Genomic DNA, 23,858 nt, shown 5'->3' on the forward strand with positions numbered 1-23,858 from the left:
AAATCGGTAATTCGTTAGAATTCGATTTCGTTGTCCCACCTCCGCACAGTTGAGTAGGGCTGTAAAAGCTGATGAGATCAGCGTAGTAGAGCCCACTCAACCCCTGCGTCTTGCTCGACAATCCAAAAACAATTGAGAGGCTAGGACTTTTGTCCTAGCCTCTTTTGAATATTACAATTCGATATCGCCAAACAAGTCAGCCATTGAGAATCCAGTTTGAGTTTCTGGAAGATCAAAGTCGCGTTTTTCTTGTTTTGGACGACGTGGACGAGATTGACGTTTTTCTTGTTTTTCGCCTTCTTCTTGAGCTGGACGTTCTTCAAGAGCTTTGATAGAAAGTGATACACGTTCATCTGCAGCATTTACTTCAAGAACTTTAACAGTTACTTCTTGTCCAACTTTAAGAACATCTTTTGGATTTTCAACACGTTTGTGTGAAATTTGTGAGATGTGTACAAGTCCGTCGATACCTGGCAATACTTCAACGAATGCACCGAAGTCAGTCAAACGTTTAACAGTTCCTTCGATAACATCACCAGCAGCCAATTTTTGTTCAACGCCATCCCAAGGTCCAGGTGTTGTAGCTTTCAATGAAAGTGATACACGACCTTCTTCTTCGTTCAAGTCAAGAACTTTCACTTGGATTTCTTCACCTACAGTTACAACTGATTTAGGTGATACGTTGCGTTCGTGTGACAATTCTGTCAAGTGAACCAATCCATCAACACCACCAAGGTCGATGAAAGCACCGAAGCTTGTGATACGTGCAACTTTACCAGTTACGACATCGCCAACGTTCAATTTACCAAATACTTCTGCGCGTGCTGCAGCTGATTCAGCTTCAACAACTTCACGACGTGAAAGGATAAAGCGGTTTTCTTTTGGATCTACTTCTTTGATTTTAGCATCAAATTCTTGACCTACGAAACGTTCAGTGTTACGTACAAAACGAGTATCAAGCATTGAAGCTGGAATAAATCCACGAAGTCCTTCAAATTCTACTGAAAGTCCGCCCTTAACAGCGCGAGTTCCTTTAACAGTAACAACTTCTTCTTCACGTCCAACCAATTTGTCCCATGCTTTGCGAGCTTCCAAACGTTTTTTAGATACAAGGTAAGTTACTGTATCAGTATCTTTACCAACTACTTGACGAAGAACAAGCAATTCAAGTGTTTCACCTGGTTTTACCAAGTCGTTGATGTCAGCATCACGATCGTTTGTCAATTCGCGAAGAGTCAAGACACCTTCGACACCAGTTCCAGAGATTGCAACGTTAGCTTGGTTCGCGTCAACTGTCAATACTTCAGCAGTAACAACGTCACCTGGTTCAACTTGGCTAACACTGTTTAGCAAATCTTCAAATTCATTCATCTAAAAAATCCTCCAACAATCAAGTTTTCTAAAACTTGACATACTTATAATTATTTTTCCTAAGCAAGCACTCGCAATGAGATCAACTACAATCTTTAACGACTCATCCTATAAAGAAATAAAATACCTGGATAGATATTTTATCACTTATCTGATATTACCTAAGAACTGGGGTAGCTGGATTCGAACCAACGCATGAGGGAGTCAAAGTCCCTTGCCTTACCGCTTGGCTATACCCCATGGATGAAATGGAGAGAGAGGGATTCGAACCCCCGAACCCGAAGGAGCGGATTTACAGTCCGCCGCGTTTAGCCTCTTCGCTATCTCTCCATATAAATCAACAGGATCTATTATACCATTGATTTACTATGATTGCAAGCCCTTATTTATTCAAATTATAATTTTCTATTAAAATTTCAACGGCTTTTTCAAGTTTTTTGTAAAGAGAATCCACATTTCCATTTTTGATAATGGCAAATTGACCAGACATGTCTGCAATTTCACCAATCGTTTTCTTTCCAATGGACAAAGTGAATCCATCAAAAGTGTCTTTCCCGACGGTTACTTTACTATCAACGATTTGAATCTCAATTTTCTTATCTTTTTTTCTCATTTCAACCCTCTTTTCACTTTTTCTATTTTACAAAAATTCTCTTGATGACGCAAGAGAAAAGGGAGTGGGTCAGAAAGAATTTAGTTAGAAATTCCTTCTTTATCCCACCCCCGCAAGAGTCATTCGTCATCCTTCTATTCCTAAAAGCGAATGAAGAGAAACATTAGCTACTGCGTCTTTTCGTTAAGACTTGTTCTCATTGAAGCCTGGACACTTTGATCTCAGATGCTTTCGGTTTAATCGACTTTGACAATCCATCCTTCTGGTGCTTCGACATCGCCAAATTGGATACCGGTCAACTCGTCATAGAGTTTCCGTGTGACAGGTCCTACTTCTGTTTCAGAATAGAAAACATGGAAGTCATCCCCGTGTTGAACACCTCCGATTGGAGAGATGACAGCTGCGGTACCACAAGCTCCTGCTTCTACAAAGCGATCCAAGTCATTGATAAAGACATCCCCTTCAATTGGTGTCATACCAAGACGGTGTTCTGCCAAGTAAAGCAAAGAATACTTGGTAATCGATGGCAAGATAGAAGGACTCAATGGCGTCACAAATTCGTTATTAGCAGTGATTCCAAAAAAGTTTGCAGAACCAACTTCTTCAATCTTGGTGTGCGTCGCTGGATCGAGATAAATCACGTCAGAGAAGTTACGATCATGCGCAATCTTACCTGGCAACATACTAGCTGCGTAGTTCCCACCAACTTTTGCAGCCCCAGTACCATGTGGTGCAGCACGGTCATACTCATCTTGAATCAAGAAGTTCGTTGGAACCAAACCACCTTTAAAGTAGTTACCGACAGGCATGGCAAAGATAGTAAAGATATACTCATCTGCTGGTTTTACGCCAATAATATCTCCAATACCGATCAAAAGAGGACGAAGGTAAAGGGTAGCTCCTGTACCATACGGTGGAACATACTCTTCATTTGCTTTTACAACTGCCTTACAAGCATCCACAAACATATCCGTTGGAACTTGAGGCATCAACAAACGATCTGCTGTGCGTTGCAAACGTTTAGCATTTTGATCTGGACGGAACAATTGGATACTTCCGTCTTTTGTACGGTAGGCTTTCAACCCTTCAAAGGCTTGCTGACCGTAATGCAAACTTGGAGAAGATTCGGACAAATGCAAAGTCGCATCTTCTGTCAATTCCCCTTTTTCCCAAGCTCCATTGCGATAATGTGCCAAATAGCGATAAGGTAATTTCATATATGAAAAGCCAAGGTTTTCCCAATCAAGTGATACTGTCATGATAGTGCTCCTTTTAATTTTTTCTATTCCTTGTCGATCTGATGCAGGTCGATTCAGTTTCTCAATCTATGTACACTATTGTACACCATTTCATGAGAATTTCAAGCGAAATTTTCAATTTTCAGAAAATTTATTTTCAAAGAAAGTCAGTCCTAGAATGGACCGACGCTTTCTCTTATTTGATAGTAGCTGAAAAAACTTCTTGATCCGAAATGGTATCGTTGACAAAGGATCCATTGCTTGTTCTTTCAGAAATGCTTAATTGTGTCAAATCAACTTCTGTCACCTGACCTGTTGTGGAAGTGATCTGAAGGATTTGATCTTGTTCTGCCACTTCTTCTTGGCTCGTAAAGAGATCAAAATCTCCCTGGTCCGTGAAAACTGGACCTGCCTTGAAGACGCGGTGTGGTTTATTTTTCAACTCACGCAAGACCTGTAGTCCCCGTTTGGCCCGACTGGTCACAGGAATATCGTCTTGTAACATCCGTTTGAGACTGCCTCGTTGAGTCAGAATGTACATGCTTGGAGTCGTTGACTTAAAGGCGGCAGCAACTTGATCTCCGTCTTTCAGGTTAATGGCTTTGACCCCTGCTGCTTTGGCTCCTACGACAGGGACCTCCTCAATATTGAAGCGCAACCCATACCCATTTTTGGTAATAATCATGATGTCTTCAAGGACAACTGGCGCAACTGCTACGATACGGTCGTCTTGGTCTTTTAGCTTAGCATACTTAGTCGATTTAGAACGATAAGTCCGCCATGGGCTCAATTCCTTGCGTTCAAAGCGCTTGATTTGTCCTTGTTGAGTTGCCGCAAAGTAGGTTACTCCCTCAAACCGATCCACAATCTCCGCAAAGAGAATTTCTTCCTCTTGCTCAAAATTGATCAAGGTCTGACTGAGGTGCTCTCCGATATCCTTCCACTTGGTATCTGTCAATTCGTGAATTGGTCGATAAATGGCATTCCCCAAGTTGGTAAAAAGTAAGAGATGCTGAGTGGTCTTAGCAGGCTCTACGAAAATCAACTCGTCATCGTCTCGCTTACCGACTTCTTCCAGTGTTGAGGCATTGAAAGAACGAGGCGAGGTCCGTTTAATGTAACCCGCACGGGTTACACTGACGAAGGTTTCCTCTTCAACAATGAGACTGGCTGTATCACTCTCGATCGTTTTAGCAGTGTCTTGCAATTCACTACGACGCGGATTACCAAAGAGCTTCTTGACTTCACGCAACTCCTTCTTCATGAGGTTGAACATGGTCCGTTCATCCCCAATGATGGCTGCCAAAGTCGCGATTTGCTCCTTGAGACTGGCATGCTCTTCTTCCAAGGTGACGATATCCGTATTGGTCAAGCGGTACAATTGCAAGGTAACAATAGCTTCTGCTTGTTCTTCCGTGAAATCGTAGCTGACCTTGAGGTTTTCTTTAGCATCTGCCTTATTATCAGAAGCACGGATCAAGGCGATGACTTCATCGAGGATAGAAATGACGCGGATCAAGCCCTCTACGATGTGGAGGCGTCGTTCTGCCTTTTCCTTATCAAAGCGCGAGCGAGCGACAATAATATCCCGACGGTGAGCAATGTAGCTAGAGAGAATCGGTACGATCCCCACTTGACGAGGGGTATAATTGTCAATCGCCACCATATTGAAGTTGTAATTGACCTGCAGGTCTGTATACTTGAACAAGTAATTCAAGATCAAGTCTGCATTGGCATCTTTTTTGAGCTCAATGGCAATGCGAAGACCATCTCGGTCAGACTCATCCCGGACTTCCGCAATACCGGCCACCTTGTTGTTAACACGGACATCGTCGATCTTCTTGACCAAGACTGCCTTGTTGATCTCATAAGGGATCTCGGTAACCACGATTTGCTGCTTACCGCCTTTGAGCTGCTCAATCTCAGTTTTAGAGCGGACAACCACACGGCCCTTACCGGTTTCATAGGCTTTCTTGATCTCATCCCGTCCTTGGATAATGGCACCCGTTGGAAAATCAGGTCCAGGTAAAAACTCCATGAGTTTGTCTACCTTGGCAGATGGATGGTCAATCATGTAGACCACTGCATCGATGACTTCAGCGAGGTTATGTGGTGGAATATCTGTTGCGTAACCAGCTGAAATCCCTGTAGCTCCATTGACCAAAAGGTTTGGAAAAGCTGCCGGCAAAACAGTTGGCTCTTTTTCTGTATCGTCAAAGTTCCAGGCAAATGGCACTGTGTTCTTTTCGATATCTTGCAAAAGATAGCCAGCAATTTCAGACAAACGCGCCTCGGTATAACGCATGGCCGCTGGCGGATCACCGTCCATGGAACCATTGTTTCCATGCATTTCAACTAGGATCTCGCGGTTCTTCCAGTCTTGAGACATGCGGACCATGGCATCATAGATGGAACTGTCCCCGTGAGGGTGAAAATTCCCCATGATGTTCCCGACAGACTTGGCAGACTTACGGTAGCCCTTGTCATGGGTATTGCCGTCCTTATTCATAGAATAAAGAATCCGCCGTTGAACAGGTTTCAAGCCATCCCGAATATCAGGAAGAGCCCGTTCTTGAATAATGTATTTGGAGTAGCGACCAAAGCGCTCCCCCATGATGTCCTCCAAGGACATATTCTGGATATTACTCATATAAGATACAAAGCCCGTAAAATACAAAGTGAAAATTAGAAATTTATCTTTTTCACACAGCACTCAGGGCGTGTTCAACTCCTTTCAAAGAATGTTGAGTAGTCTTTTGTAGAAAAAGGAATTCAGTCACACCAAGTAACCAAACGTTCCTTTCTGATGTTTAAAATAGATTCATTAATGATTAGAAAGTTTCTCTTTAGCATAAGAAATCATTTTCTCTGCAACTTCCATATCGTAAGTAAATCCCATCTTTTGAGCCAGAATTTGAGCTTCTCGATTGAATAGCCCCATGGTAGCAAATAAAGAATGAGTGATTTTATCGAAACTAGATAAATCAAGCAAAGCTGAGAACTCCTTCTCTTGCTCAGCTGGTAGATAGTGGAAGAGGTACTTGTAGTTCTTTCCGATGTCAACTACTCCCCTATAGCTTGTCACCTGCCAAGCTAAGACCTTGAGGAGTTCTTGCTGACAAATGCTATAGAGATGATCAGTCGCATAGATGAGTTGCTTTCTTCGAATGGCCTTGACGACATAAGCCGATACCCACCAAAATTCATTGCAGGAGGCTGCAAAATCTTCTTCGGTAGGCGGAGCGGTCCAGTAGCGCTTCGGACTAGGAATGTAAGAGTCAAACAAACCTTTGTCATCTTTTAAGACTTTGAAACCAGCCTCGCTATCCACCCACTCTTGGATAGACTCCTTGGGACAGAGGGTTAAATCGATGCGATTCCCATCTTCAAAGAGCATGAGATACAGACGACGGTGTCCCAGTCGGTTGTGCTGTTCGATGAATCGGTTTCCGTACTGATCCAACCAGGATAAATCTGAAATCAGGTCTTCTAGATCATCAACGATATAGACCACATCATAATCTTGAAACTCGTCTTTGGGTGCCCGAGGATTGGCTCGCGAACCGGATAAGGCCACTGCTTCCACTTGCAAGGACTCAGCTATCTGCAAAATCAGATTCATCATTTCTGTATCAGTACTCATGTCGATTCCTTACCATTTCTACATCCCAGCTTATTTAATTTATAAGTAGAAAGTGATTAAAAAACTGTATTTTCTTCTAAGGTAAACTTAACGTTATCTTCAATCCATTGACGACGTGGTGCAGCCTTATCACCCATAAGGACGGAAACACGGCGTTCTGCACGCGCTAAATCATCAATGGTGACACGGATCAGGGTACGAGTTTCTGGGTTCATGGTGGTTTCCCAAAGCTGATCCGCATTCATTTCCCCCAACCCTTTGTAACGTTGAAGGGTTGCTCCACGGCCAAAGGTCCGACGCAACTCTTCTAATTCGCTATCTGTCCAAGCATAGGCTACTTCTTCTTTCTTGCCTTTGCCTTTCGACATCTTATAAAGAGGAGGAAGTGCAATGTAGACATGACCTGCTTCTACCAAAGGGCGCATATAGCGATAGAAGAAGGTTAAGAGGAGGGTTTGAATGTGGGCACCATCCGTATCTGCGTCGGTCATGATAATGATCTTATCGTAGTTGGCGTCTTCCACTGAGAAATCTGCCCCAACGCCAGCACCGATGGTGTAGATCATGGTGTTGATCTCCTCGTTTTTGAGGATATCACTCATATTGGCCTTCTCAGTATTAAGAACCTTCCCACGAAGTGGAAGAATCGCTTGGAACTTACGGTCCCGCCCTTGTTTGGCAGAACCGCCGGCTGAGTCTCCTTCGACTAGATAGAGTTCGTTTTTCTTAGGATTTTTAGACTGGGCTGGTGTCAATTTCCCAGACAAAAGTCCCTTGTCCTTTTTACTCTTCTTGCCATTTCGGCTTTCATCCCGCGCTTTACGAGCGGCTTCACGCGCATCCCGGGCTTTAATAGCCTTACGAATGAGATTAGAAGCCAACTCCCCATTTTCCATGAGGAAGAAGGTCAATTTATCAGAAACAATGCTATCGACAACTGGACGAGCCAAGGGACTTCCTAATTTGTCTTTGGTTTGCCCTTCAAACTGCAAATGAGCTTCTGGAACCAAGATCGAAAGAACAGCAGACAAACCTTCGCGGTAGTCTGATCCTTCCAGATTCTTGTCTTTTTCTTTGAGGAGCCCTGTCTTTCTTGCATAGTCGTTCATAGCCTTGGTAATGGCTGTCTTCAGACCCGTCTCGTGGGTTCCCCCATCTTTAGTGCGGACATTATTAACGAAGGACAAGATATTATCTGAGTAGCCATCATTGTATTGCATGGCCACTTCTACCTGAAAGCCATCTGATTCGCCACTAAAGTAGAGAACCGGTGTCAAAGTTTCCTTGTCTTCGTTCAAGTACTCTACGAAATCTTGGACACCATTTTCATAATGAAAGGCCACATGGTTATCTTCTTCCTTACGGAGATCGGTCAGCGTCAGCGTCACGTCCTTCAGCAAGAAGGCTGATTCTTTGATTCGCTCAGCAATGGTATTGAATTTAAAATCTGTCGTTGAAAAGATGGTTGGATCTGGCATGAAGGTAACCTTAGTCCCTGTCTTAGACTTGGGAGCAGAGCCGATCTTTTCAAGGGTTGTAACTGGTTTTCCCCCATCTTCAAAACGTTGCTTATAGACAGCTCCATCACGAGTAATTTCTACCTCTAGCCAGCTAGAAAGGGCATTGACGACAGAAGATCCCACTCCGTGAAGACCTCCAGATGTCTTATAGCCTCCTTGACCAAACTTCCCTCCAGCATGGAGGACGGTAAAGATGACCTCAACGGTTGGTTTGCCCATAGCATGCATCCCGGTCGGCATTCCACGTCCCTGGTCTTCTACCGATAGCGAACCATCTTTATTAATCGTTACATCGATTTGTGAGCCAAAGCCAGACAAGGCTTCATCGACCGCATTATCCACGATCTCCCAGACCATGTGATGCAAGCCATTTCCGTCGGTCGATCCGATATACATCCCTGGACGTTTACGGACTGCATCCAACCCTTCTAGTACCTGAATGGCATCGTCATTATAATTATTAATATTGATTTCCTTTTTTGCCACAAGGAACCTCCTGTTTGTTCATCTTTTCTATATTACAGTTTTTTAGGAAATTTTGCAAAATTTTTTCTCTTTATATGGAGATTTCTATATCTCAGTAAAAAAAGCTGGCTGGACACTTTCTTCAGATGTCACACTTGAACTCCAGAAATTGCTTTTTCTATCGTTGGCTTTTTGATATAATGAAAGTATGATAAAAGAAATAAGTGTTTTAATTTTAGCCTATCTGTTAGGCTCCATTCCTTCGGGATTATGGATTGGGAAAATCTTTTTCCATATTAATTTACGGGAACATGGCTCGGGCAATACAGGAACGACCAATACCTTTCGGATTCTAGGGAAGAAAGCTGGAATCATTGTCTTTGCGATTGATTTCTTGAAAGGAACTTTGGCCGTTCTCCTTCCGACTTTCTTTGGAATTCAGGGGATCTCGCCAATGGTCTTTGGCCTCTTAGCTGTATTGGGGCATACTTTCCCAATTTTTGCTGGATTCAAGGGTGGAAAGGCAGTGGCGACGAGTGCTGGTGTCTTACTTGGTTTCTCGCCTATCCTGCTACTCATTTTAGCAGTTTATTTTGTAGCCAGCCTGTATTTAACCAGTATGATTTCGTTTTCGAGTGTTACCGTTGCGCTACTCGCCATTCTTTCGGTCCTCCTTCTTCCTTTGACTGGATGGATCTTGCACAGCTATGATCCACTTTTTACAATCATTGTCTTGGCACTAGCGACCTTGATCATTCTTCGTCACAAGGACAATATCCAACGGATCAAAGAGAAAAAAGAAAATCTCATCCCTTGGGGAAAGAATATCACCCATCAACAACCAAAAAACTAGAGCAAGCGCTCTAGTTTTTTATGTTCATTAAATAGAAGATCTATGGAAGAAAGCAAGTAGGAGTCTCTCCCTCCTCTTTCTTCTATAACTTCACTTTCAGGAGTCTCTCAATTTCTTGATAAAGAATCTTTGTTGGCTGGTAGGCTTTGCTTTTCTGAGCCAGAGCCTTTAGGTGCGACCAATCTTCCCGAGAAACCAATTCATTAAATAAGCGCAAAACTTCGGAATCTGTCTTTTTACGAGAAACCAATCCTACTTGGAATAACTCAGCCCGAACCGCATTGTCAAACTGGTCATAGTCCTGGGGCAAAATCAGACTAGGAATCCCCTCTTCGATACACCCCATCAAAATCCCAGCACCTGCATGATGAATAGCAAAGTCCATTTGATCCAGAACATCTGAATAGGGGAGGTAATCAAAGATCAAAAGATTCTCCGACAACATCTTGGGTGGATTCTCCAAACCATTAGGGGCGCCTAAGGTTACGTAAAAGACATAGTCAGGATGTTCTTGGCTCAAAAGCTTTGCCAACTCTATCATCCGCTCTTTTTCCCACTTTAAATGGGTCCCACAGGTAACGAGGACCCGCTTTTTAGAACTCGTAAAATACTGTTTCTGTTCTTGAGGAAGGTGGTCAAAAGAGAGACAGCGATAACCGATCCATTTGAGTTGGGATGGAAAATCGTCTCGAAACTCCAACTCTTTCATGCCTAGAGCCAAGATTGAATAGGGAGAATAGATCGCTTCTGTCCCATCTTCACGGTACAATTTGAAATCCTGAAGGGTATCGAGATTCTTCTTAACCAGCGCTAATCCAACCTTCTTTGCCAGACGGATAACTTGTCTGCCCAGAGCATCTCTCCACTTGTAGAGGATTCCCTGATGCGGTTTCCAGCCACCTAGATAAGCAGGCGTTGTCGTGCGACTTTCAATCGCTACTGGACTTGGAATGGTCGTAATCCAGGGAATGCCCAAACGATCTGCTAAAACTCCAGCAGGAGCGGCTACAAAATCTGCAATAATCAAGTCTGGTTGTCCTTCAGAGTCCCAAATTCGATTTATCTCGTTGAAAACTTCAGGAATCAGTTTGCTATTAGCCCCTAATTGTTGGTACATGATAAAGAGATTTGCTTGCTTGGCTGTATTGGCTATATCTTCCATGACTGTCGGACGGTCAGGAAACAAGGCAAGGCAGTCAAAACCAATCTGCTCAACCAATGCCTTTTTCTGAAAACCTGTGATGACTCGAACCTGAAAACGAGGATCCTCCAGCAAGGGCTTGACCAAAGTCAAAGTCGGAAATAAATGACCACTAAAGGGGACGCTAATCACATCGATTTTTATCACTTTGTCTAATCCAGTCATAGATGATTCCTTTCACATCTTCTCTGTATTCATAGCTATAATGATTCGTATCCACTTGGATATCCGCTGAATGGCGGTCCAAAATTCGTGAATAAGGATCTTTTTTGCCTTTGATAACCAATACCTCTACCTCCTTTTGACGTAAGAGAAGCTGGGAAACAGGTCCAAGCGCTATCACGCGCAACCTTGGCAAGGATACCTCCTTCCCTACATTTCTAAGCCACTGCGTCAGCATATTAACCCCTGAACTCTTACAAACAAGAACCACCTCCTGCACTTCCAGTAAGGGAGACAAGTGTTGTTGTAAGAGCTTTTGAAAGCGAGAGTTCAAAATCGTATGCCAATAGTAGATGATATTGGATACAGAAGCCGACATTAGGGATACTTGAGGAAATTTTATATGTTCAAAATCTTGATTGAAGGGAAAATTACTCTCTACTACTCTATAACCTGATGGACAAATCGCATGGAGGAGGTCTAGCTGCCCAGCTGTCAGCCCGGCACAAGTGACATCACTGCTCCCACTGAGAAAGAGAACCAAGCGATTAGAGTTTAGCATGGTATAATCAAGAGATAAAGCAGACAAACGGTCTAGATAGGACTTCATCTTACTCATAACGAATCTTTCCGTCCGTCACACGAATCTTCCGCCCCCGCCAATTAATCACAGGAGGAGTCATCAGAACATAGACAAACAGCCAAGGAAGCAGGAGATCATTCAGCACTTCGTAGATGACTTCATCCAAGTGTAGGCGATTGGATAGGATGCTTTGTCGATAGAGGAGCATCCATACTGCCTTGAATACTAGTAAGCTTAAGGCTAGAAGAAGATAAGGCCATCCTAAAATGAGGCTTAAGATCAAAGTTGGAAGAGGCAGAAAACTCGGTAAACCTATGAGGAAAAAGACCTTCCAGTCCAGGTGTTCTTTGAGGTAGATAGAGCTAAAGAGAAGCCAACGCTTCATCTGGAGCAAATATTGCTTGGCATCCTTGATAGTCGTTCGAACATTACAGGTGACCCGTGTTTGGATAATGGATATTCCTTTACTCCTTAAAAAATCGGCTACAGCTAAATCATCACATAGATAATTCTTAATCGCTGTGAAAAGCCCCTGGTCTTTTGCAAGTTCTACCGGTAGAATATAGAACATCCCGTTGATGGAATGATTCGCCTCAACTTCTGCCATGGTAAAATAGGTAATAAAGGAATTGCCATTAACGAATGCTGCGACCAGCTTGGACCAGAAATTGCTTCTCTCCTGGTTATAAGGAATACCTGTCAGAATGACCTCTTGACCCAAATAGGCGGTCAGCTCACCCATTTTAGAAAAATCAATCACACTATCATCGTCCAAAACAATCAGATAAGGCCGGGTCAGCTCCTCTACAACCTGCTCAATCTTGTAACTCTTGGGATTAATCCCCTGAGGGACGTCTTCAATGAGAAAAATTCGAATGCGTTGGGCAAAGGAAGCCTCTTGGCAAATCTGATCTGCTACTCGTTGGGCTTCTATATCAGACTGATCAATCAACCAGTAAAATTCTACTGCTTCAGTTTGCTGGAGATTGGCCCGCAAATCACTCTCTAAACGAGGATCCCCAGAAAGGATGGGTTGAACCACCGTAAAAAGCTCTTCTGGGAAGTCCGCAATATGAGCCTGACCTCTTTTATAATAAGTAAAGGACAGCAACCAACGGATGAGAAATAAGAGAAGATAAGCAAGGCCTAAAAATATAAATATGAATTTCATCAATTAAGTCCCTTTCGTAAATACCTGGCAAGGACACGAATGAGCCATCTTTGGGGAAGCAGTCGACCTAGCCAAACTAGCAAGCGATAGCGAAGGCCGATAATCTCATAGGAAGTATCCCCTTCTATGAATCGGATCAACTGCTGAGCGACTTTCTCAGGCTTCATCTGCAAGCGACTGCCACCCAATGCTTCTACTAGTTTTTGGGGAAAAATAGCTGTTTGGACTGGTCCAAGAATATAGAGACCTAGCTGAATCGGGGAATCTGATTGCCTCAGTTCCTCCTGGAGAGCAAGAGTGTAGGTCTGCAAGGCAGCCTTGCTAGCACTGTAGGCTGCTAGATAGGGATGAGGAAAAAGAGCTGCCAACGAAGACAGCTGGACCAGCTGGATCTTCTGATTCTTTTGCACCACCTGCTTGATTAGCTGGACTGGACTATGGTAGTTGACCTGCCAGAGGTCTTGCTCACTAGCTGAATCAAGGTCACATCCTAGGGAAAAATAGGCTAGTCCCGCACAATTGACGAGAAGATCAGCATCTAGACTCTCTACAAAAGCTTCTAGAGCCACTTGATCTAGCATATCTAATGTTAGGATTGAAAGCTGCGCCTTACTCCCAGTTAGTTCCTTTTGGACTTGGGAGAGTTTGTCAGCATCTCGACTCACTAAAATCAGATGCTCCAAACGTTGTGCCAATTCTTTCGCTAATTGACCACCAATCCCTCCTGTAGCTCCTATAATGATCCCTTTTTTAATTGTATCTTCCATCTTCATAACTCTAGTGTACCAAATTTCAACCAGTTAGAAAACTCTTACTACCATTCTCCAGCTTTACAGTTCAACCCCTACTTGTCAAAAAGGTCTCTAACGTAAAAATAGAGTCCTTTTTGTCTTTTGTCTATTTCCCAACCGTACTTCAATAACTACTAGCTATTAGGCGATCAAATAGGAAAGGTCGGTTTAATAAAACTACTGGAGCTGTGATGATTACAAATAGTACCAACATGAAAAAGTAAGAGCAAACAAGCAGAGGAACAAGAGTCTACCTGTAGCTTTATTAAACTCACTCATTATAGTCACTAGGCTCAATGGAATCAAGAAGAAATAGGTATCTCATAAGATTTCTCTTAGATCAGTATCCACTATAAAGCATCGACTAGGTCCGTCAGTATTTCCATAGGTGTTTTTTTCCTACGACCATTAACCGTTTCGATAAGATGATAAACTTTTAAACGATTGTCATTGCTAAAGACAAACTCAAAGCGGAACTCCCGTCCGTTGGGTGCCACTGTATCAAATTTCGTTTTATATTTATCATGAACGGGGCTAACTGGAAATTTATTGAAGAGTAAGCGTCGTGTCTCCCCTGCTTCTTTCAAACAGTTTTCTAGCTCCTGACAATAGTTATAAAACAGCTGATAGAGGTCTTCTTCTGAAATTCTTCTTCTCCGAACTAATGATGTAAAATCCGAAAAATTTCTGCGCGGGATGTCAATACTAAATGAAAATCCCTCCTGATTGATTCTTTCTAAAAATGCATCTCTTGAAATCATAGAACTACTCTTTCTTTTATCAATCTTTAGTGAACCCTTATTGTTTCTATACACATTCAATCCATTATGTAGTCAAGCAGATCCATCAGGGTGAGTTTCTTACGACCATTGACGGTCTCAAAGAGATTATAAACTCTTAGTTGTTGGTTCTTTTTAAAAGCAAACTCAAAGCGAAATTCGCGACCATTGCATGCGACTATATAAAATCCGGTCTGATACTTTCTCTTATCCGCTACTGCCTGCATTTGCCGGTCTTCTACCTCTCTACAAAGTAAAAGAAAGATCTGATAGACTTGCTCCTCAGAGAGCCTTTTTCTCCAAACTAATGACTTGAAGTTATTGTACGTCCACCATGGGATTTGGATGTTGAAGGAAAAACCTTCCTGATTGGCTTTGTCGATAAATGCTTTTCTGGAGACCATACTAACTCCTCTTCTAATGGAACATCGTTTGACTCTATTATACCATCTTTTAACCTTTCACAAAAACAGCATCCCAAATGGAATGCTTTTTTCTGTTTCTTAATAGTATTCCCCTTGGCGGTAGTTCCAAGAGTTGAAATGATCAGATAAGTGCATCATGATCTTATCGATATCCAATCCTTTACGGATCACAACTGGACAAGTATTGACAGAACGGCTACCTGCTCCTTGTTCTGGAATCAGTTTTCCTTCGGCATCAACCATAGAGACCATCACACCTTGTTCATAGCGAGTTTCAATGGTCTTGTCTGGTTGGATAGAAGCTACATAATCATCTGCTTCGATGATCAAGTCCACGGCACCTTCGATGCGCTCACCAATTCCTTCGACCTTCCCGCGGTTTCCTTTACCGGAAGGGTTGGCTGAAGAAGCGTAAACCATCTTACCTTCTTTTTCCCACATTTCTTTGGCAATTTGCTCACCAGCTTTACCAAATTTGATGACAAAGCATGAAGTTCCACGAACGTCTGTCATGAGTTCTTCACGTCCATCTCCGAAGGCTTGCAATTTTGTATAGGCATCTTCACGCCAAGGAAGGATACAACCAAGCAAGATATCTTCATCCCAATGTTTTTGGTAGAAGGCTTCGATTTCAGGATTCAATTGCGCAAGGGCACGAAGTTCGTCCATGCTTCCGCAAAGAACCACACCTGGTTTGTTGCGGTTGCGTTCTTTGGCTTCGAATTTACGTTCCAAGCCAGCCTTGTCACTGGTCATGATGATATAGCCAACTTTGGTAGGGCAGACGATACAGCCACCCTCTCCTTTTAGAATATCAAATCCTTCTTGTGAAAGTTGTCCGTCCCATTGAATGTGTTTTGTCATAAGTCTCTTTCCTTTTCTATTCTTTTTAGTATTGTATCAAAAAACAGTCTCAAATTCAATATATTTTCAGAAAATTCGTAATTCAGTATACAATTTTATCATTGCCAGTAAGCTGGCCTGTTCTTCTCATAAGCTGCGATCAAGTCTTCATACTGAAGTGTAATCCCGATATCATCCAACCCGTTGAGCAATTTGTGCTTCCAATCTTGATCGATCTCAAAGCGAAACTCTCCAACAGGCGAGAGGATCTTCTGCTCTTCCAAATCTACCGTCACTGGATCTGCCGGCTTCAAACTTGCCAATTTTTGACGAACCTCTAGCGGTTGGACAATCGGCAGCATGCCATTATTGAGCTCATTATTGTAATGGATATCTCCGAAGGATCCGGCGATAACGACTTTAAAGCCATAATCAGCTAAAGCCCAGGCTGCGTGTTCCCGAGAGGAACCAGCCCCAAAATTGTCACCAGTGATCAAAATGGTTGCCTTGCGGTATTCTGGCTTGTTAAAGATAAAATCTGGATCCTCAGTATATTGGTCATCCAAATAGCGCCAAGCATACATGAGGTATTTCCCAAAACCTTTTTTATCAATTAACTTTAAGAATTGCTTGGGGAGGATTTGGTCAGTATCAATATTATCGTTCATCAAAGGAACTGTAGTTCCCGTATAACTGGTAAATTTCTCCATGCTTCCTCCTTTTACTCGACTTCTGGCATTTGGCGCACATCGACAAAGCGACCAGCGATTGCTGCTGCAGCGGCCATTGCTGGGCTACAGAGATGGGTTTTAGCCCCAAATCCTTGGCGGTCTTCAAAGTTCCGGTTGCTAGTAGAGGCACAGTGGACGCCATCTGGAACCTTGTCCGGATTCATTCCTAGACACATGGAGCATCCTGGATCACGCCATTCAAAGCCTGCATCCATAAAGATTTTATCCAAACCCAACTTTTCGGCGGCTTGCTTAACCGGACGAGAGCCAGGGACCACAATAGCAGTTAAGTTTGGTGCAATTTTTTTGCCTTTCACAAACTTGGCTGCCACCTCCAAATCACTGAGACGCGCATTGGTACAAGAACCGATAAAGATATAGCCCAATTCAATGTCTGCTGGTTTTTGGCCAGGTTCTAGATCCATATAATGATAAGCCCGTTCATCATTCATGTCTCGAATCTCTGGAAAAGGAGTCTCGAAGTCCACTCCCATAGAAGGATTGGTCCCCCAAGTCACCATCGGAGCAAGATCGGATACATCCATACGGATGACCTTATCATAAACGGCATCGTCATCACTAACCAGAGTCTTCCAATCAGCTACTGCGGCCTCAAAATCATCTGGCACACATTCGCGTCCCCGGAGGTAGTCAAAGGTCGTCTCATCTGGATTCATGATCCCCATTTTGGACCCGAACTCGATCGACATATTGCAGATGGTCATGCGTTCTTCCATGGTCAAGCGATCAATTGCTTCACCCCGATACTCTACGACATAGCCAACTCCACAAGCAACACCGTAGCGCGCGATCAAAGCTAGGATGTAATCCTTTGAATAGATCCCTTTTTGTGGGGTTCCGGTGAATTCAACCAACATTTTCTTTGGTTTGACTTGCCAGATGGTTTGGGTAGCAAAGACATGCTCCACTTCACTGGTTCCAATCCCAAAGGCAATGGCACCAAAGGCTCCGTGGGTTGCGGTATGGCTGTCTCCACAGACAATAAATTTCCCAGGCTGGGTCCGACCGGTTTCAGGGCCCACCATATGAACGATTCCTTGCTTAGCAGAACCATGGGCAGCATGATCAATCCCAAAGTCCACCACATTCTCAGCTAATTTATCAATCTGGGCTTTTGAAATCACATCTCGAATATCAAAAATATTGACCGTTGGAACATTGTGATCAAAGGTTCCAAAGGTTAAATCGGGTCGTCGAACCTTGCGTCCTGCATCCCGTAATCCTTGAAAGGCTTGCGGACTCGTCACTTCGTGGATATAGTGTTGGTCCACATACATGAGTTGGGGTTGCCCTTCCACTCCTGTAATCACGTGGCGGTCCCAAAGTTTATCAAAGATAGATTTTCCACTCATCATCTTTCTCCATTTATCTTCTTGTTAGGAAATCCATTGAAGGATTAGAAAGAGGACACCTGCTAAAAGAAGGCTACTGCCCCACCAGGTGGCTTGAAAATACCATTTCCGCACCTTGTGGTGAAAAAGATATCCACCTAGTAGAGCTCCAAATCCACTAAGCAGCCAGCTCTCGAGTAACAGGACCTTTTCAGGAATCCGCCACCTGTTTTGGATAGCTTTTCGTTTATCTAAACCATAGGTCAGAAATACGATACTATTCCAAATAGCAATAACAACTAAACAGCGATCTCTCCAAGTCATCTTAGAGATTCCCAATAATGGCTGCAGTCATCTCAGCAGTAGAAGCCTGACCACCTAGATCTCGCGTCAAGATTCCTTGATTCAAGGTTTGATTGACAGCTTCTTGGATCATTTCTGCACCTGCTGTTTCTCCAAAACTGTCTCGGAGCATCATGGCAACGGACAGGATCATGGAAATCGGATTGGCAATGCCTTGACCAGCAATATCAGGTGCTGAACCGTGAATCGGTTCGTACATGCTTGGTCCTTGGTCAGAATGACTGGCAGACGGCATCACGCCTAGTGTTCCAGGAAGGACGCTCGATTCGTCAGATAAGATATCTCCGAATAGATTCTCTGTCACTACGACATCAAAGCGGGCTGGATTGGTAATCATGATCATGGCCGCACTATCGACAAGCTGGTGCTCTAAGGTCACATCTGGAAATTCTTTGGCAACTTCTTCTGCCACTTGGCGCCACAATTTAGAAGTTGCTAGGACATTTTGCTTATCGATACTGGTCACTTTCTTGCCACGTCCTTGGGCGATCTTGAAGCCTTGGTACATAATCCGACGAATTTCTTCCGCACTGTAATCATTGATATCGCGCGCTGTATCTTCTTTCAAGATATGCTCTCCAAAATAAATCCCACCTGTCAATTCACGCACGACCACGAAGTCGACACCCTCGATACGCTCTGGTTTCAAAGGAGACAAGTGTTTCAAGGCGTCAAAAATCCGTACAGGACGAATATTGGCAAAGAGATTTAATTCCTTGCGAATAGCGAGCAGGCCTTGTTCGGGACGAACAGGAGCATTGTCATACTCAGGACTTCCGATGGCTGCGAGAAGAATAGCATCCGCTCCTTTAGCTGCTTTTAGAGTATCTTGGGGAAGTGGGTGGCCAGCGGCATCAATCCCAGCACCCCCAAAAGGTTTGTCTTCTAGACTATAATCAAAGCCAATTTTGGGAGCAACGGCTGCGAGGACCTCTAGTCCAGCTGCCATGATCTCAGGGCCAATCCCATCTCCTGCAAGTGTTACAATTTTCTTTGTCATGTTCATTTCCTCTTAGGCTTGTGGAAGATCACGGTAGGAGACAGCTCGTCCCATCTCACCCGCATTCTCTTTTTGAACCAGCGTGTTGGCATTGATATAAGCGATGGCAGAGGCTTTCAATACGTCGAAGTCCAAACCAGAGGCATTGAAAATCGTATCTGTATCGACATTTTCCACGGATACCAAGACACGGGCTTGGGCATCGATCCCATCTGTAACTGCATCGATATTGTATGAGGTCAAGCGAACAGTTTGGTTGAAGAATTTATCAATCGCATTAAAGATGGCTTCAACCGACCCTTGACCATTGGCAAGGAACTCAAGCACTTCCCCTTCTTCATTGCGGAGGCTAACCGCTGCTGTAATCGTTTCGTCTGCATTGGTGGTTAAGCGTAGATCATTAAATTGGAATCCTTCTGGATTTTCCACTGCTGTACCGGCAACAAGGGCGCGGATATCGGCATCTGTGATCTCGTGTTTCTTGTCTGCCAGAGATTTGAACTTAGCAAACAATGGCTTGATATCTTCTTCTGTGAAATCCAGTCCCAACTCATGCAGTTTTTCGACAAAGGCATGGCGACCAGACAATTTTCCAAGAGGGAGACTATTGCTCTTAACACCCACCAACTCAGGCGTGATGATTTCATAGGTAAGAGGATTTTTAAGAACTCCATCTTGGTGGATCCCAGACTCGTGTGAGAAGGCATTGCCACCAACAACCGCCTTGTTTTTAGGAATTGGAATACCAGAGTAACGAGAGACCAACTCAGAAGTATTGATAGTTTCATTAAGGACAATTGGACTTTCCACCTGGTAATAGTCTTCACGGATATTGAGAGCAACCGCTACTTCTTCAAGCGCCGCATTGCCGGCCCGCTCCCCGATCCCATTAATGGTTCCTTCGACACGACGGGCACCATTTTTAACAGCAGCGAGACTATTTGCCACGGCCATACCTAGGTCATCATGGCAATGAGGGGAATAGATAATCTCGCGGTCTGTCTTGACATGGTCGATCAAGTATTTGAAAATGGCTCCGTACTCTGCTGGTGTCGTGAAACCGACTGTATCAGGAATATTGATGTAGCTAGCACCAGCATCGACTGCAGTCTGGACAACTTGCAAGAGAAAATCCAATTCTGTCCGGGTCGCATCTTCGGGAGAGAACTCCACAATCTCAAATTTTGAGCGAGCGTAAGAAACGTGCTCTTTGATCGTTTCAAGGATTTCTTCCTTTGTCTTGTTGAGTTTAAACTCCCGGTGAATCGGACTGGTTGCGATAAAGACGTGAATTTGTGGATACTTAGCATCCTTCAAGGCTTCATAACAAGCATCAATATCTGATTTGACAGAACGGGCCAAACCTGTCACGGCTGTCTTGGTCAAGACCTTGGCAATCTCTTGAACAGCTGTGAAGGAGTCAGGACTAGCTGCAGGAAAACCTGCTTCAATAGCAGAAATGCCCCACTTTTCCAATTGTTTAGCAATGGCAATCTTTTCTTTGATAGAAAAATTAACTCCTGGAGTCTGTTCGCCATCCCGAAGGCTGGTATCTAAAAATTCAACTTTACGCATAGGGTCTCCTCATTTCTATGTAGTGGATATAAAGAAAAACATCTCACTCGGTTAACCAAGCGAGATGTTTTTGCCCGCTTGGTAAGCCAAACAGGACTAATGCTTCTGCACTAGCCCTTATACCTCAACAACAAAGCAAATTGAATAAACTTAGCTGTTTTCATGTTTGACTTTCTCCTTTGTTCAATGTCTTGTTTAGTATTTTAGCATAGGGAAAAAGCAATGTCAAGAATTTTCTACAATATTCTGAATTTTTTGAATAGAACAAAATAAAGCTTTTGATTCTACTTAGTCTATAGACATCCTGTTTTTACATAAGAAAACCGAGATGCTCTTAAAAAAATTATAATGATATAAACAATTAGGATCATTTAAACACATCATATAATGAAACTTTTTGTCATGAGAAAAGTGCTAGAAACACGGTTGTTTCTAGCACTCAGAATTATTGAGCCTAAGGAAAGTTTTTAAGATGACTTTGAATTCAATTTGAATAGCCTCTTCCACCCTACTTCTTCTGATACAAATCAAAAACGATCTTATCGTTATAGAGGTCAATGGTATTGGCCTTGACATAGATTCCAAAGTCATTGTCAATTTCTGGTAATACAATGGTGATGGTAGACTGCTTTGGTGAAATTTGGATAAATTCTGGAATAGTTTTATTCTTGCTCAAGAGCTGCAAAACCATCCTTTGTGGAATTTGAAAGGTTCCGACTGAAAAATCCTTCACTGTTAAGAGAATATTCCCATTTTCCAACTTGGATGGTTGAAAGTAGATATATAAGGGATAGTCCTTTCCTAAGAGACTCAACTGTCCCTCTAAGAGGATTTGCTGATCATCCGCATAGACCTTGTAGTCGGACAACTTATATTTTTTCAGAAGCGATTTGATGGTATCATTGAGTTGATCACGAGTCGTTGTCATAGTTCCAACTTTGACATCTTTGGTGCCAACTGCTTGATGAAGCTGGCTAACATCTTCTCTTGGCGTCGCTAAGCGTCCTTGCACGACGAAAGCAAAAGCTAAGAGAAGGCTGACCAAGCCTAAAAACAACCATTTCCAAATATTGATTTTTTGAAGGAAGGGGATCTTCTCTTTTATAGGATTATTTTTGACTCCAGGTTTTCTTCGTGGCATTGATTTTCTCCAATATTGCTTGTTTCATCTTTTCATAGCCCGTATTGTTGGGGTGAAAACTATCCTCTTCATACAGAGCATCATTGATAACGGTTGTCTTCCCGTCACTAATTTCTGACACGCCCATTTTGCCATCAATTCCTTTATATAGCAGATCATTGATAGGAACGAAATAGACCTGATCAAATTGCGCGATGGTTTCTTCCGTCGTCTCATTCCAACGATCTACAGCCGTCTGAAATAGGAAGATGAGGATTGTCCTTTCTTGCCTTGGTGATAATTTCTTTGAGGTTAGCTGTATAATTCTTGAGCGGTTTTCGGATATCTGATAGAGAAAAATCACTCAGATGATCGACAACGACTTTGCGTAGATCATTTCCGCCAACCGTTAAGGTCATGACATGCGCCTTCTTGAGATCCTTCTGAAGGTTTGTTTGCTTCTTGAGTCGATCTAAAATCTGAGCACTTGTATTTCCAGCTACACCATAGTTGACAGGCTGGTACTGGCCGTCATTTTCATTGGACAGACTTTGGGCAAGAATAGGCACGAAGCCCCCTTGTTTGGTGCTATCACCCACACCTTTGGTCAGTGAATCTCCTAGAGCTACATAAGTATAGGTAATTTCTTTCGCAGCCGTTTTGGGCTTGGTCATACGAGGAGACGCAGTTGGTAGCAAAGCACGAAATAGAAAGACAAAGACAAGAAGGCTGGTTAAAAAGAAAACCAAGCCTTGCATCATTTTTTTAAGATTCATATGAATACGATCGCTTATCCTTGAAAAATCACTTGTCCATCACAGATAGTATAAGCAACTTTCCCTTTTAATGTTTCACCCACAAATGGGGAATTTCCAGCTTTTGACGCGAAATGATCCGATACCAGGCGATCTGCTTCCGGATCAAAGAGGGTCAAATCTGCCGGTCCATCCACAGCAATATAGCCGGCATCAAAATCATAAAGACGTGCTGGATTATAGGCCATCTTTTCTAGCAATTGCATGAGGCTCAAATGTCCTGCATGGACCAAGTAGGTCAAACCAAGAGAAAGCGAGGTTTCAAGACCGGTCATTCCAGATGGTGCCTTGGTAATATCAGGAACATTCTTCTCATCCTCATGGTGAGGCGCGTGGTCCGTCGCAATCACGGAGATGACGCCTGACTTCAAGCCTTCAATCACTGCTAGACGGTCTGATTCCAAGCGAAGGGGTGGATTCATCTTGGCATTGCTTCCCTTGGTTAAGAGGAGACTTTCTGTTTTTGAAAAGTGTTGGGGCGCTACTTCTGCTGTCACATGAGCTCCTAATCCTTGGGCAAATTCCACAACCTTGACACTTTCTTCCTTAGAAAGGTGTTGGATATGAAGGTGAGCACCTGTCGCATGGGCAATCATGGCATCCCGCGCAGCCATTGAGTATTCAGCTACACCCGTCGCTCCACAGACATGGAAGTGTTCCTTAGCAATGTTTTCATTCAAGCCAAGAATACCATTCAACTCAGGGTCTTCTTCATGCAGACTAATAAAGGTTCCTAGACGCTTAGCTTCTTCCAAAGCTTCACGGACAACCTTGGTGCTTTGAAGGGGAATTCCATCATCTGAAAATCCTACCGCACCAGCCTTAAGCAGGCCTCCAAAATCTGTCAAGTTTTGACCGTCAAAATTTTTGGTCACCGTCGCAACTGTATGAATGTGGAGATTTTCCTTGGCTGCAGAAGCTAAGACTTCCTCTAAGGTAGGAATATCTGAAATGGTCGGATTGGTATTGGCCATCATAACCACTCGGGTAAACCCACCCGCAGCTGCTGCTAAAGCACCCGTATGGATATCTTCTTTATGGGTTTGGCCAGGTTCACGAAAATGCACGTGTACATCGATCAAACCAGGAGCTACCACTAGACCTGAGGCATCAAGGACCTCTTGTCCATCCGTTCGGAGGTTCTCAGCGATCTCTACAATTTTCTTTCCTTCAATGCGAAGATCACAGACTTGATCCAAGCCAGTCTTGGGATCCATTACGCGACCATTTTTAATGACAACCAT

General features: G+C 43.4%; 21 protein-coding genes, 2 tRNA genes and 1 pseudogene. 1 reads left to right on the top strand and 23 read right to left on the bottom strand.

All coding sequences use genetic code 11. The features are described from left to right. Positions 1-171: 171 nt before the first annotated feature. From rpsA to parE, 8 genes are all read right to left on the bottom strand, one after another. Positions 172-1,371, bottom strand: a complete 1,200-nt coding sequence (gene rpsA, locus SM122_RS02175; RefSeq protein WP_003011990.1) for a 30S ribosomal protein S1 — start codon at positions 1,369-1,371, stop codon at positions 172-174. Positions 1,372-1,539: 168 nt separating this feature from the next. Next, positions 1,540-1,611: transfer RNA gene (locus SM122_RS02180), tRNA-Gln, on the bottom strand. Positions 1,612-1,620: 9 nt separating this feature from the next. Next, positions 1,621-1,701, bottom strand: a tRNA-Tyr gene (locus SM122_RS02185). A gap of 52 nt (positions 1,702-1,753) precedes the next feature. Continuing rightward, positions 1,754-1,984: a DUF2969 domain-containing protein gene (locus tag SM122_RS02190; RefSeq protein ID WP_324737760.1), complete on the bottom strand. Its 231-nt coding sequence runs from the start codon at positions 1,982-1,984 to the stop codon at positions 1,754-1,756. Between the two features lie 236 nt (positions 1,985-2,220). Next, positions 2,221-3,243 (bottom strand): branched-chain amino acid aminotransferase, encoded by a 1,023-nt coding sequence (locus tag SM122_RS02195; protein WP_118095110.1) that lies wholly within the window; start codon positions 3,241-3,243, stop codon positions 2,221-2,223. A gap of 175 nt (positions 3,244-3,418) precedes the next feature. Further along, positions 3,419-5,872, bottom strand: a complete 2,454-nt coding sequence (parC, locus tag SM122_RS02200) for a DNA topoisomerase IV subunit A (RefSeq protein ID WP_324737761.1) — start codon at positions 5,870-5,872, stop codon at positions 3,419-3,421. Between the two features lie 174 nt (positions 5,873-6,046). Next, positions 6,047-6,865, bottom strand: coding sequence for an aminoglycoside 6-adenylyltransferase (locus SM122_RS02205; RefSeq protein ID WP_201090139.1), 819 nt, complete (start codon positions 6,863-6,865; stop codon positions 6,047-6,049). A 56-nt stretch (positions 6,866-6,921) separates the two neighbouring features. Continuing rightward, positions 6,922-8,871: a DNA topoisomerase IV subunit B gene (parE, locus tag SM122_RS02210; RefSeq protein ID WP_003007156.1), complete on the bottom strand. Its 1,950-nt coding sequence runs from the start codon at positions 8,869-8,871 to the stop codon at positions 6,922-6,924. Positions 8,872-9,058: 187 nt separating this feature from the next. On the opposite strand from parE, the gene plsY reads away from it, so the two are divergent. Next, positions 9,059-9,703, top strand: a complete 645-nt coding sequence (plsY, locus tag SM122_RS02215; RefSeq protein WP_031576989.1) for a glycerol-3-phosphate 1-O-acyltransferase PlsY — start codon at positions 9,059-9,061, stop codon at positions 9,701-9,703. An 82-nt stretch (positions 9,704-9,785) separates the two neighbouring features. On the opposite strand, the gene SM122_RS02220 is transcribed toward plsY, so the two are convergent. The 15 genes and pseudogenes from SM122_RS02220 to SM122_RS02290 all read right to left on the bottom strand — a co-directional run bounded on the left by SM122_RS02220 (position 9,786) and on the right by SM122_RS02290 (position 23,858). Continuing rightward, positions 9,786-11,069 carry a glycosyltransferase gene (locus tag SM122_RS02220; protein WP_272106626.1) on the bottom strand — a complete coding sequence of 428 codons (1,284 nt, stop codon included), beginning with the start codon at positions 11,067-11,069 and terminating at the stop codon, positions 9,786-9,788. Then, a complete protein-coding gene (locus tag SM122_RS02225) occupies positions 11,029-11,685 on the bottom strand; it encodes a hypothetical protein (RefSeq protein WP_272106624.1) in 657 nt (218 codons plus the stop codon). The genes SM122_RS02220 and SM122_RS02225 overlap by 41 nt, the downstream gene beginning before the upstream one ends. After that, the gene (locus SM122_RS02230) at positions 11,678-12,820 is read right to left on the bottom strand and encodes a glycosyltransferase (RefSeq protein WP_272106623.1); all 1,143 of its coding nucleotides are present in this window, start codon (positions 12,818-12,820) and stop codon (positions 11,678-11,680) included. Before SM122_RS02230 ends, SM122_RS02225 begins: the two co-directional genes overlap by 8 nt. Continuing rightward, on the bottom strand, positions 12,820-13,593 hold the full coding sequence (locus SM122_RS02235; RefSeq protein ID WP_272106622.1) for an SDR family NAD(P)-dependent oxidoreductase: 774 nt from the start codon (positions 13,591-13,593) through the stop codon (positions 12,820-12,822). Before SM122_RS02235 ends, SM122_RS02230 begins: the two co-directional genes overlap by 1 nt. Before the next feature lie 368 nt (positions 13,594-13,961). Next, the gene (locus tag SM122_RS02240) at positions 13,962-14,372 is read right to left on the bottom strand and encodes a hypothetical protein (RefSeq protein ID WP_272106621.1); all 411 of its coding nucleotides are present in this window, start codon (positions 14,370-14,372) and stop codon (positions 13,962-13,964) included. 56 nt (positions 14,373-14,428) lie between these two features. Further along, entirely contained in the window at positions 14,429-14,794 is a 366-nt protein-coding gene (locus SM122_RS02245) for a hypothetical protein (protein WP_257738659.1), read from the bottom strand. A gap of 99 nt (positions 14,795-14,893) precedes the next feature. Then, positions 14,894-15,679: an L-threonylcarbamoyladenylate synthase gene (locus SM122_RS02250; RefSeq protein ID WP_155169164.1), complete on the bottom strand. Its 786-nt coding sequence runs from the start codon at positions 15,677-15,679 to the stop codon at positions 14,894-14,896. A gap of 98 nt (positions 15,680-15,777) precedes the next feature. Continuing rightward, positions 15,778-16,368, bottom strand: coding sequence for a 3-isopropylmalate dehydratase small subunit (gene leuD / locus SM122_RS02255; RefSeq protein ID WP_070665884.1), 591 nt, complete (start codon positions 16,366-16,368; stop codon positions 15,778-15,780). Positions 16,369-16,379: 11 nt separating this feature from the next. Next, positions 16,380-17,762 (bottom strand): 3-isopropylmalate dehydratase large subunit, encoded by a 1,383-nt coding sequence (gene leuC, locus SM122_RS02260; RefSeq protein ID WP_155199560.1) that lies wholly within the window; start codon positions 17,760-17,762, stop codon positions 16,380-16,382. A 24-nt stretch (positions 17,763-17,786) separates the two neighbouring features. Continuing rightward, complete coding sequence (locus SM122_RS02265; RefSeq protein WP_155169160.1) at positions 17,787-18,065, bottom strand: DUF1294 domain-containing protein; 279 nt, start codon at positions 18,063-18,065, stop codon at positions 17,787-17,789. 1 nt (position 18,066) lies between these two features. Beyond that, on the bottom strand, positions 18,067-19,104 hold the full coding sequence (leuB, locus tag SM122_RS02270) for a 3-isopropylmalate dehydrogenase (RefSeq protein WP_155169158.1): 1,038 nt from the start codon (positions 19,102-19,104) through the stop codon (positions 18,067-18,069). Between the two features lie 12 nt (positions 19,105-19,116). Beyond that, complete coding sequence (locus SM122_RS02275) at positions 19,117-20,679, bottom strand: 2-isopropylmalate synthase (protein ID WP_324737762.1); 1,563 nt, start codon at positions 20,677-20,679, stop codon at positions 19,117-19,119. Between the two features lie 508 nt (positions 20,680-21,187). Beyond that, positions 21,188-21,820, bottom strand: a complete 633-nt coding sequence (locus SM122_RS02280) for a YpmS family protein (RefSeq protein WP_324737763.1) — start codon at positions 21,818-21,820, stop codon at positions 21,188-21,190. Beyond that, positions 21,789-22,575 (bottom strand): annotated as a pseudogene (locus SM122_RS02285) (GDSL-type esterase/lipase family protein). The gene SM122_RS02280 and the pseudogene SM122_RS02285 overlap by 32 nt, the downstream one beginning before the upstream one ends. A gap of 14 nt (positions 22,576-22,589) precedes the next feature. Further along, positions 22,590-23,858, bottom strand: coding sequence for a dihydroorotase (locus tag SM122_RS02290; RefSeq protein ID WP_195327119.1), 1,269 nt, complete (start codon positions 23,856-23,858; stop codon positions 22,590-22,592).

The sequence above is a fragment of the Streptococcus gingivalis genome, from assembly GCF_035544715.1.
GTDB lineage: Bacteria > Bacillota > Bacilli > Lactobacillales > Streptococcaceae > Streptococcus > Streptococcus gingivalis.

Excerpts from the sequence above, each read along its gene's own strand:
- rpsA (WP_003011990.1), bottom strand. The coding sequence starts at position 1,371 with ATGAATGAATTTGAAGATTTGCTAAACAGTGTTAGCCAAGTTGAACCA.
- parC (WP_324737761.1), bottom strand. The coding sequence starts at position 5,872 with ATGAGTAATATCCAGAATATGTCCTTGGAGGACATCATGGGGGAGCGC.
- SM122_RS02275 (WP_324737762.1), bottom strand. The coding sequence starts at position 20,679 with ATGCGTAAAGTTGAATTTTTAGATACCAGCCTTCGGGATGGCGAACAG.
- SM122_RS02280 (WP_324737763.1), bottom strand. The coding sequence starts at position 21,820 with ATGCCACGAAGAAAACCTGGAGTCAAAAATAATCCTATAAAAGAGAAG.
- SM122_RS02245 (WP_257738659.1), bottom strand. The coding sequence starts at position 14,794 with ATGGTCTCCAGAAAAGCATTTATCGACAAAGCCAATCAGGAAGGTTTT.
- SM122_RS02230 (WP_272106623.1), bottom strand. The coding sequence starts at position 12,820 with ATGAAATTCATATTTATATTTTTAGGCCTTGCTTATCTTCTCTTATTT.
- SM122_RS02235 (WP_272106622.1), bottom strand. The coding sequence starts at position 13,593 with ATGAAGATGGAAGATACAATTAAAAAAGGGATCATTATAGGAGCTACA.
- SM122_RS02240 (WP_272106621.1), bottom strand. The coding sequence starts at position 14,372 with ATGATTTCAAGAGATGCATTTTTAGAAAGAATCAATCAGGAGGGATTT.
- SM122_RS02190 (WP_324737760.1), bottom strand. The coding sequence starts at position 1,984 with ATGAGAAAAAAAGATAAGAAAATTGAGATTCAAATCGTTGATAGTAAA.
- leuD (WP_070665884.1), bottom strand. The coding sequence starts at position 16,368 with ATGGAGAAATTTACCAGTTATACGGGAACTACAGTTCCTTTGATGAAC.
- SM122_RS02195 (WP_118095110.1), bottom strand. The coding sequence starts at position 3,243 with ATGACAGTATCACTTGATTGGGAAAACCTTGGCTTTTCATATATGAAA.
- SM122_RS02250 (WP_155169164.1), bottom strand. The coding sequence starts at position 15,679 with ATGACAAAACACATTCAATGGGACGGACAACTTTCACAAGAAGGATTT.
- plsY (WP_031576989.1), top strand. The coding sequence starts at position 9,059 with ATGATAAAAGAAATAAGTGTTTTAATTTTAGCCTATCTGTTAGGCTCC.
- leuB (WP_155169158.1), bottom strand. The coding sequence starts at position 19,104 with ATGACAAAGAAAATTGTAACACTTGCAGGAGATGGGATTGGCCCTGAG.
- SM122_RS02205 (WP_201090139.1), bottom strand. The coding sequence starts at position 6,865 with ATGAGTACTGATACAGAAATGATGAATCTGATTTTGCAGATAGCTGAG.
- SM122_RS02220 (WP_272106626.1), bottom strand. The coding sequence starts at position 11,069 with ATGACTGGATTAGACAAAGTGATAAAAATCGATGTGATTAGCGTCCCC.
- SM122_RS02265 (WP_155169160.1), bottom strand. The coding sequence starts at position 18,065 with ATGACTTGGAGAGATCGCTGTTTAGTTGTTATTGCTATTTGGAATAGT.
- leuC (WP_155199560.1), bottom strand. The coding sequence starts at position 17,762 with ATGAGTGGAAAATCTATCTTTGATAAACTTTGGGACCGCCACGTGATT.
- SM122_RS02290 (WP_195327119.1), bottom strand. The coding sequence starts at position 23,858 with ATGGTTGTCATTAAAAATGGTCGCGTAATGGATCCCAAGACTGGCTTG.
- SM122_RS02225 (WP_272106624.1), bottom strand. The coding sequence starts at position 11,685 with ATGAGTAAGATGAAGTCCTATCTAGACCGTTTGTCTGCTTTATCTCTT.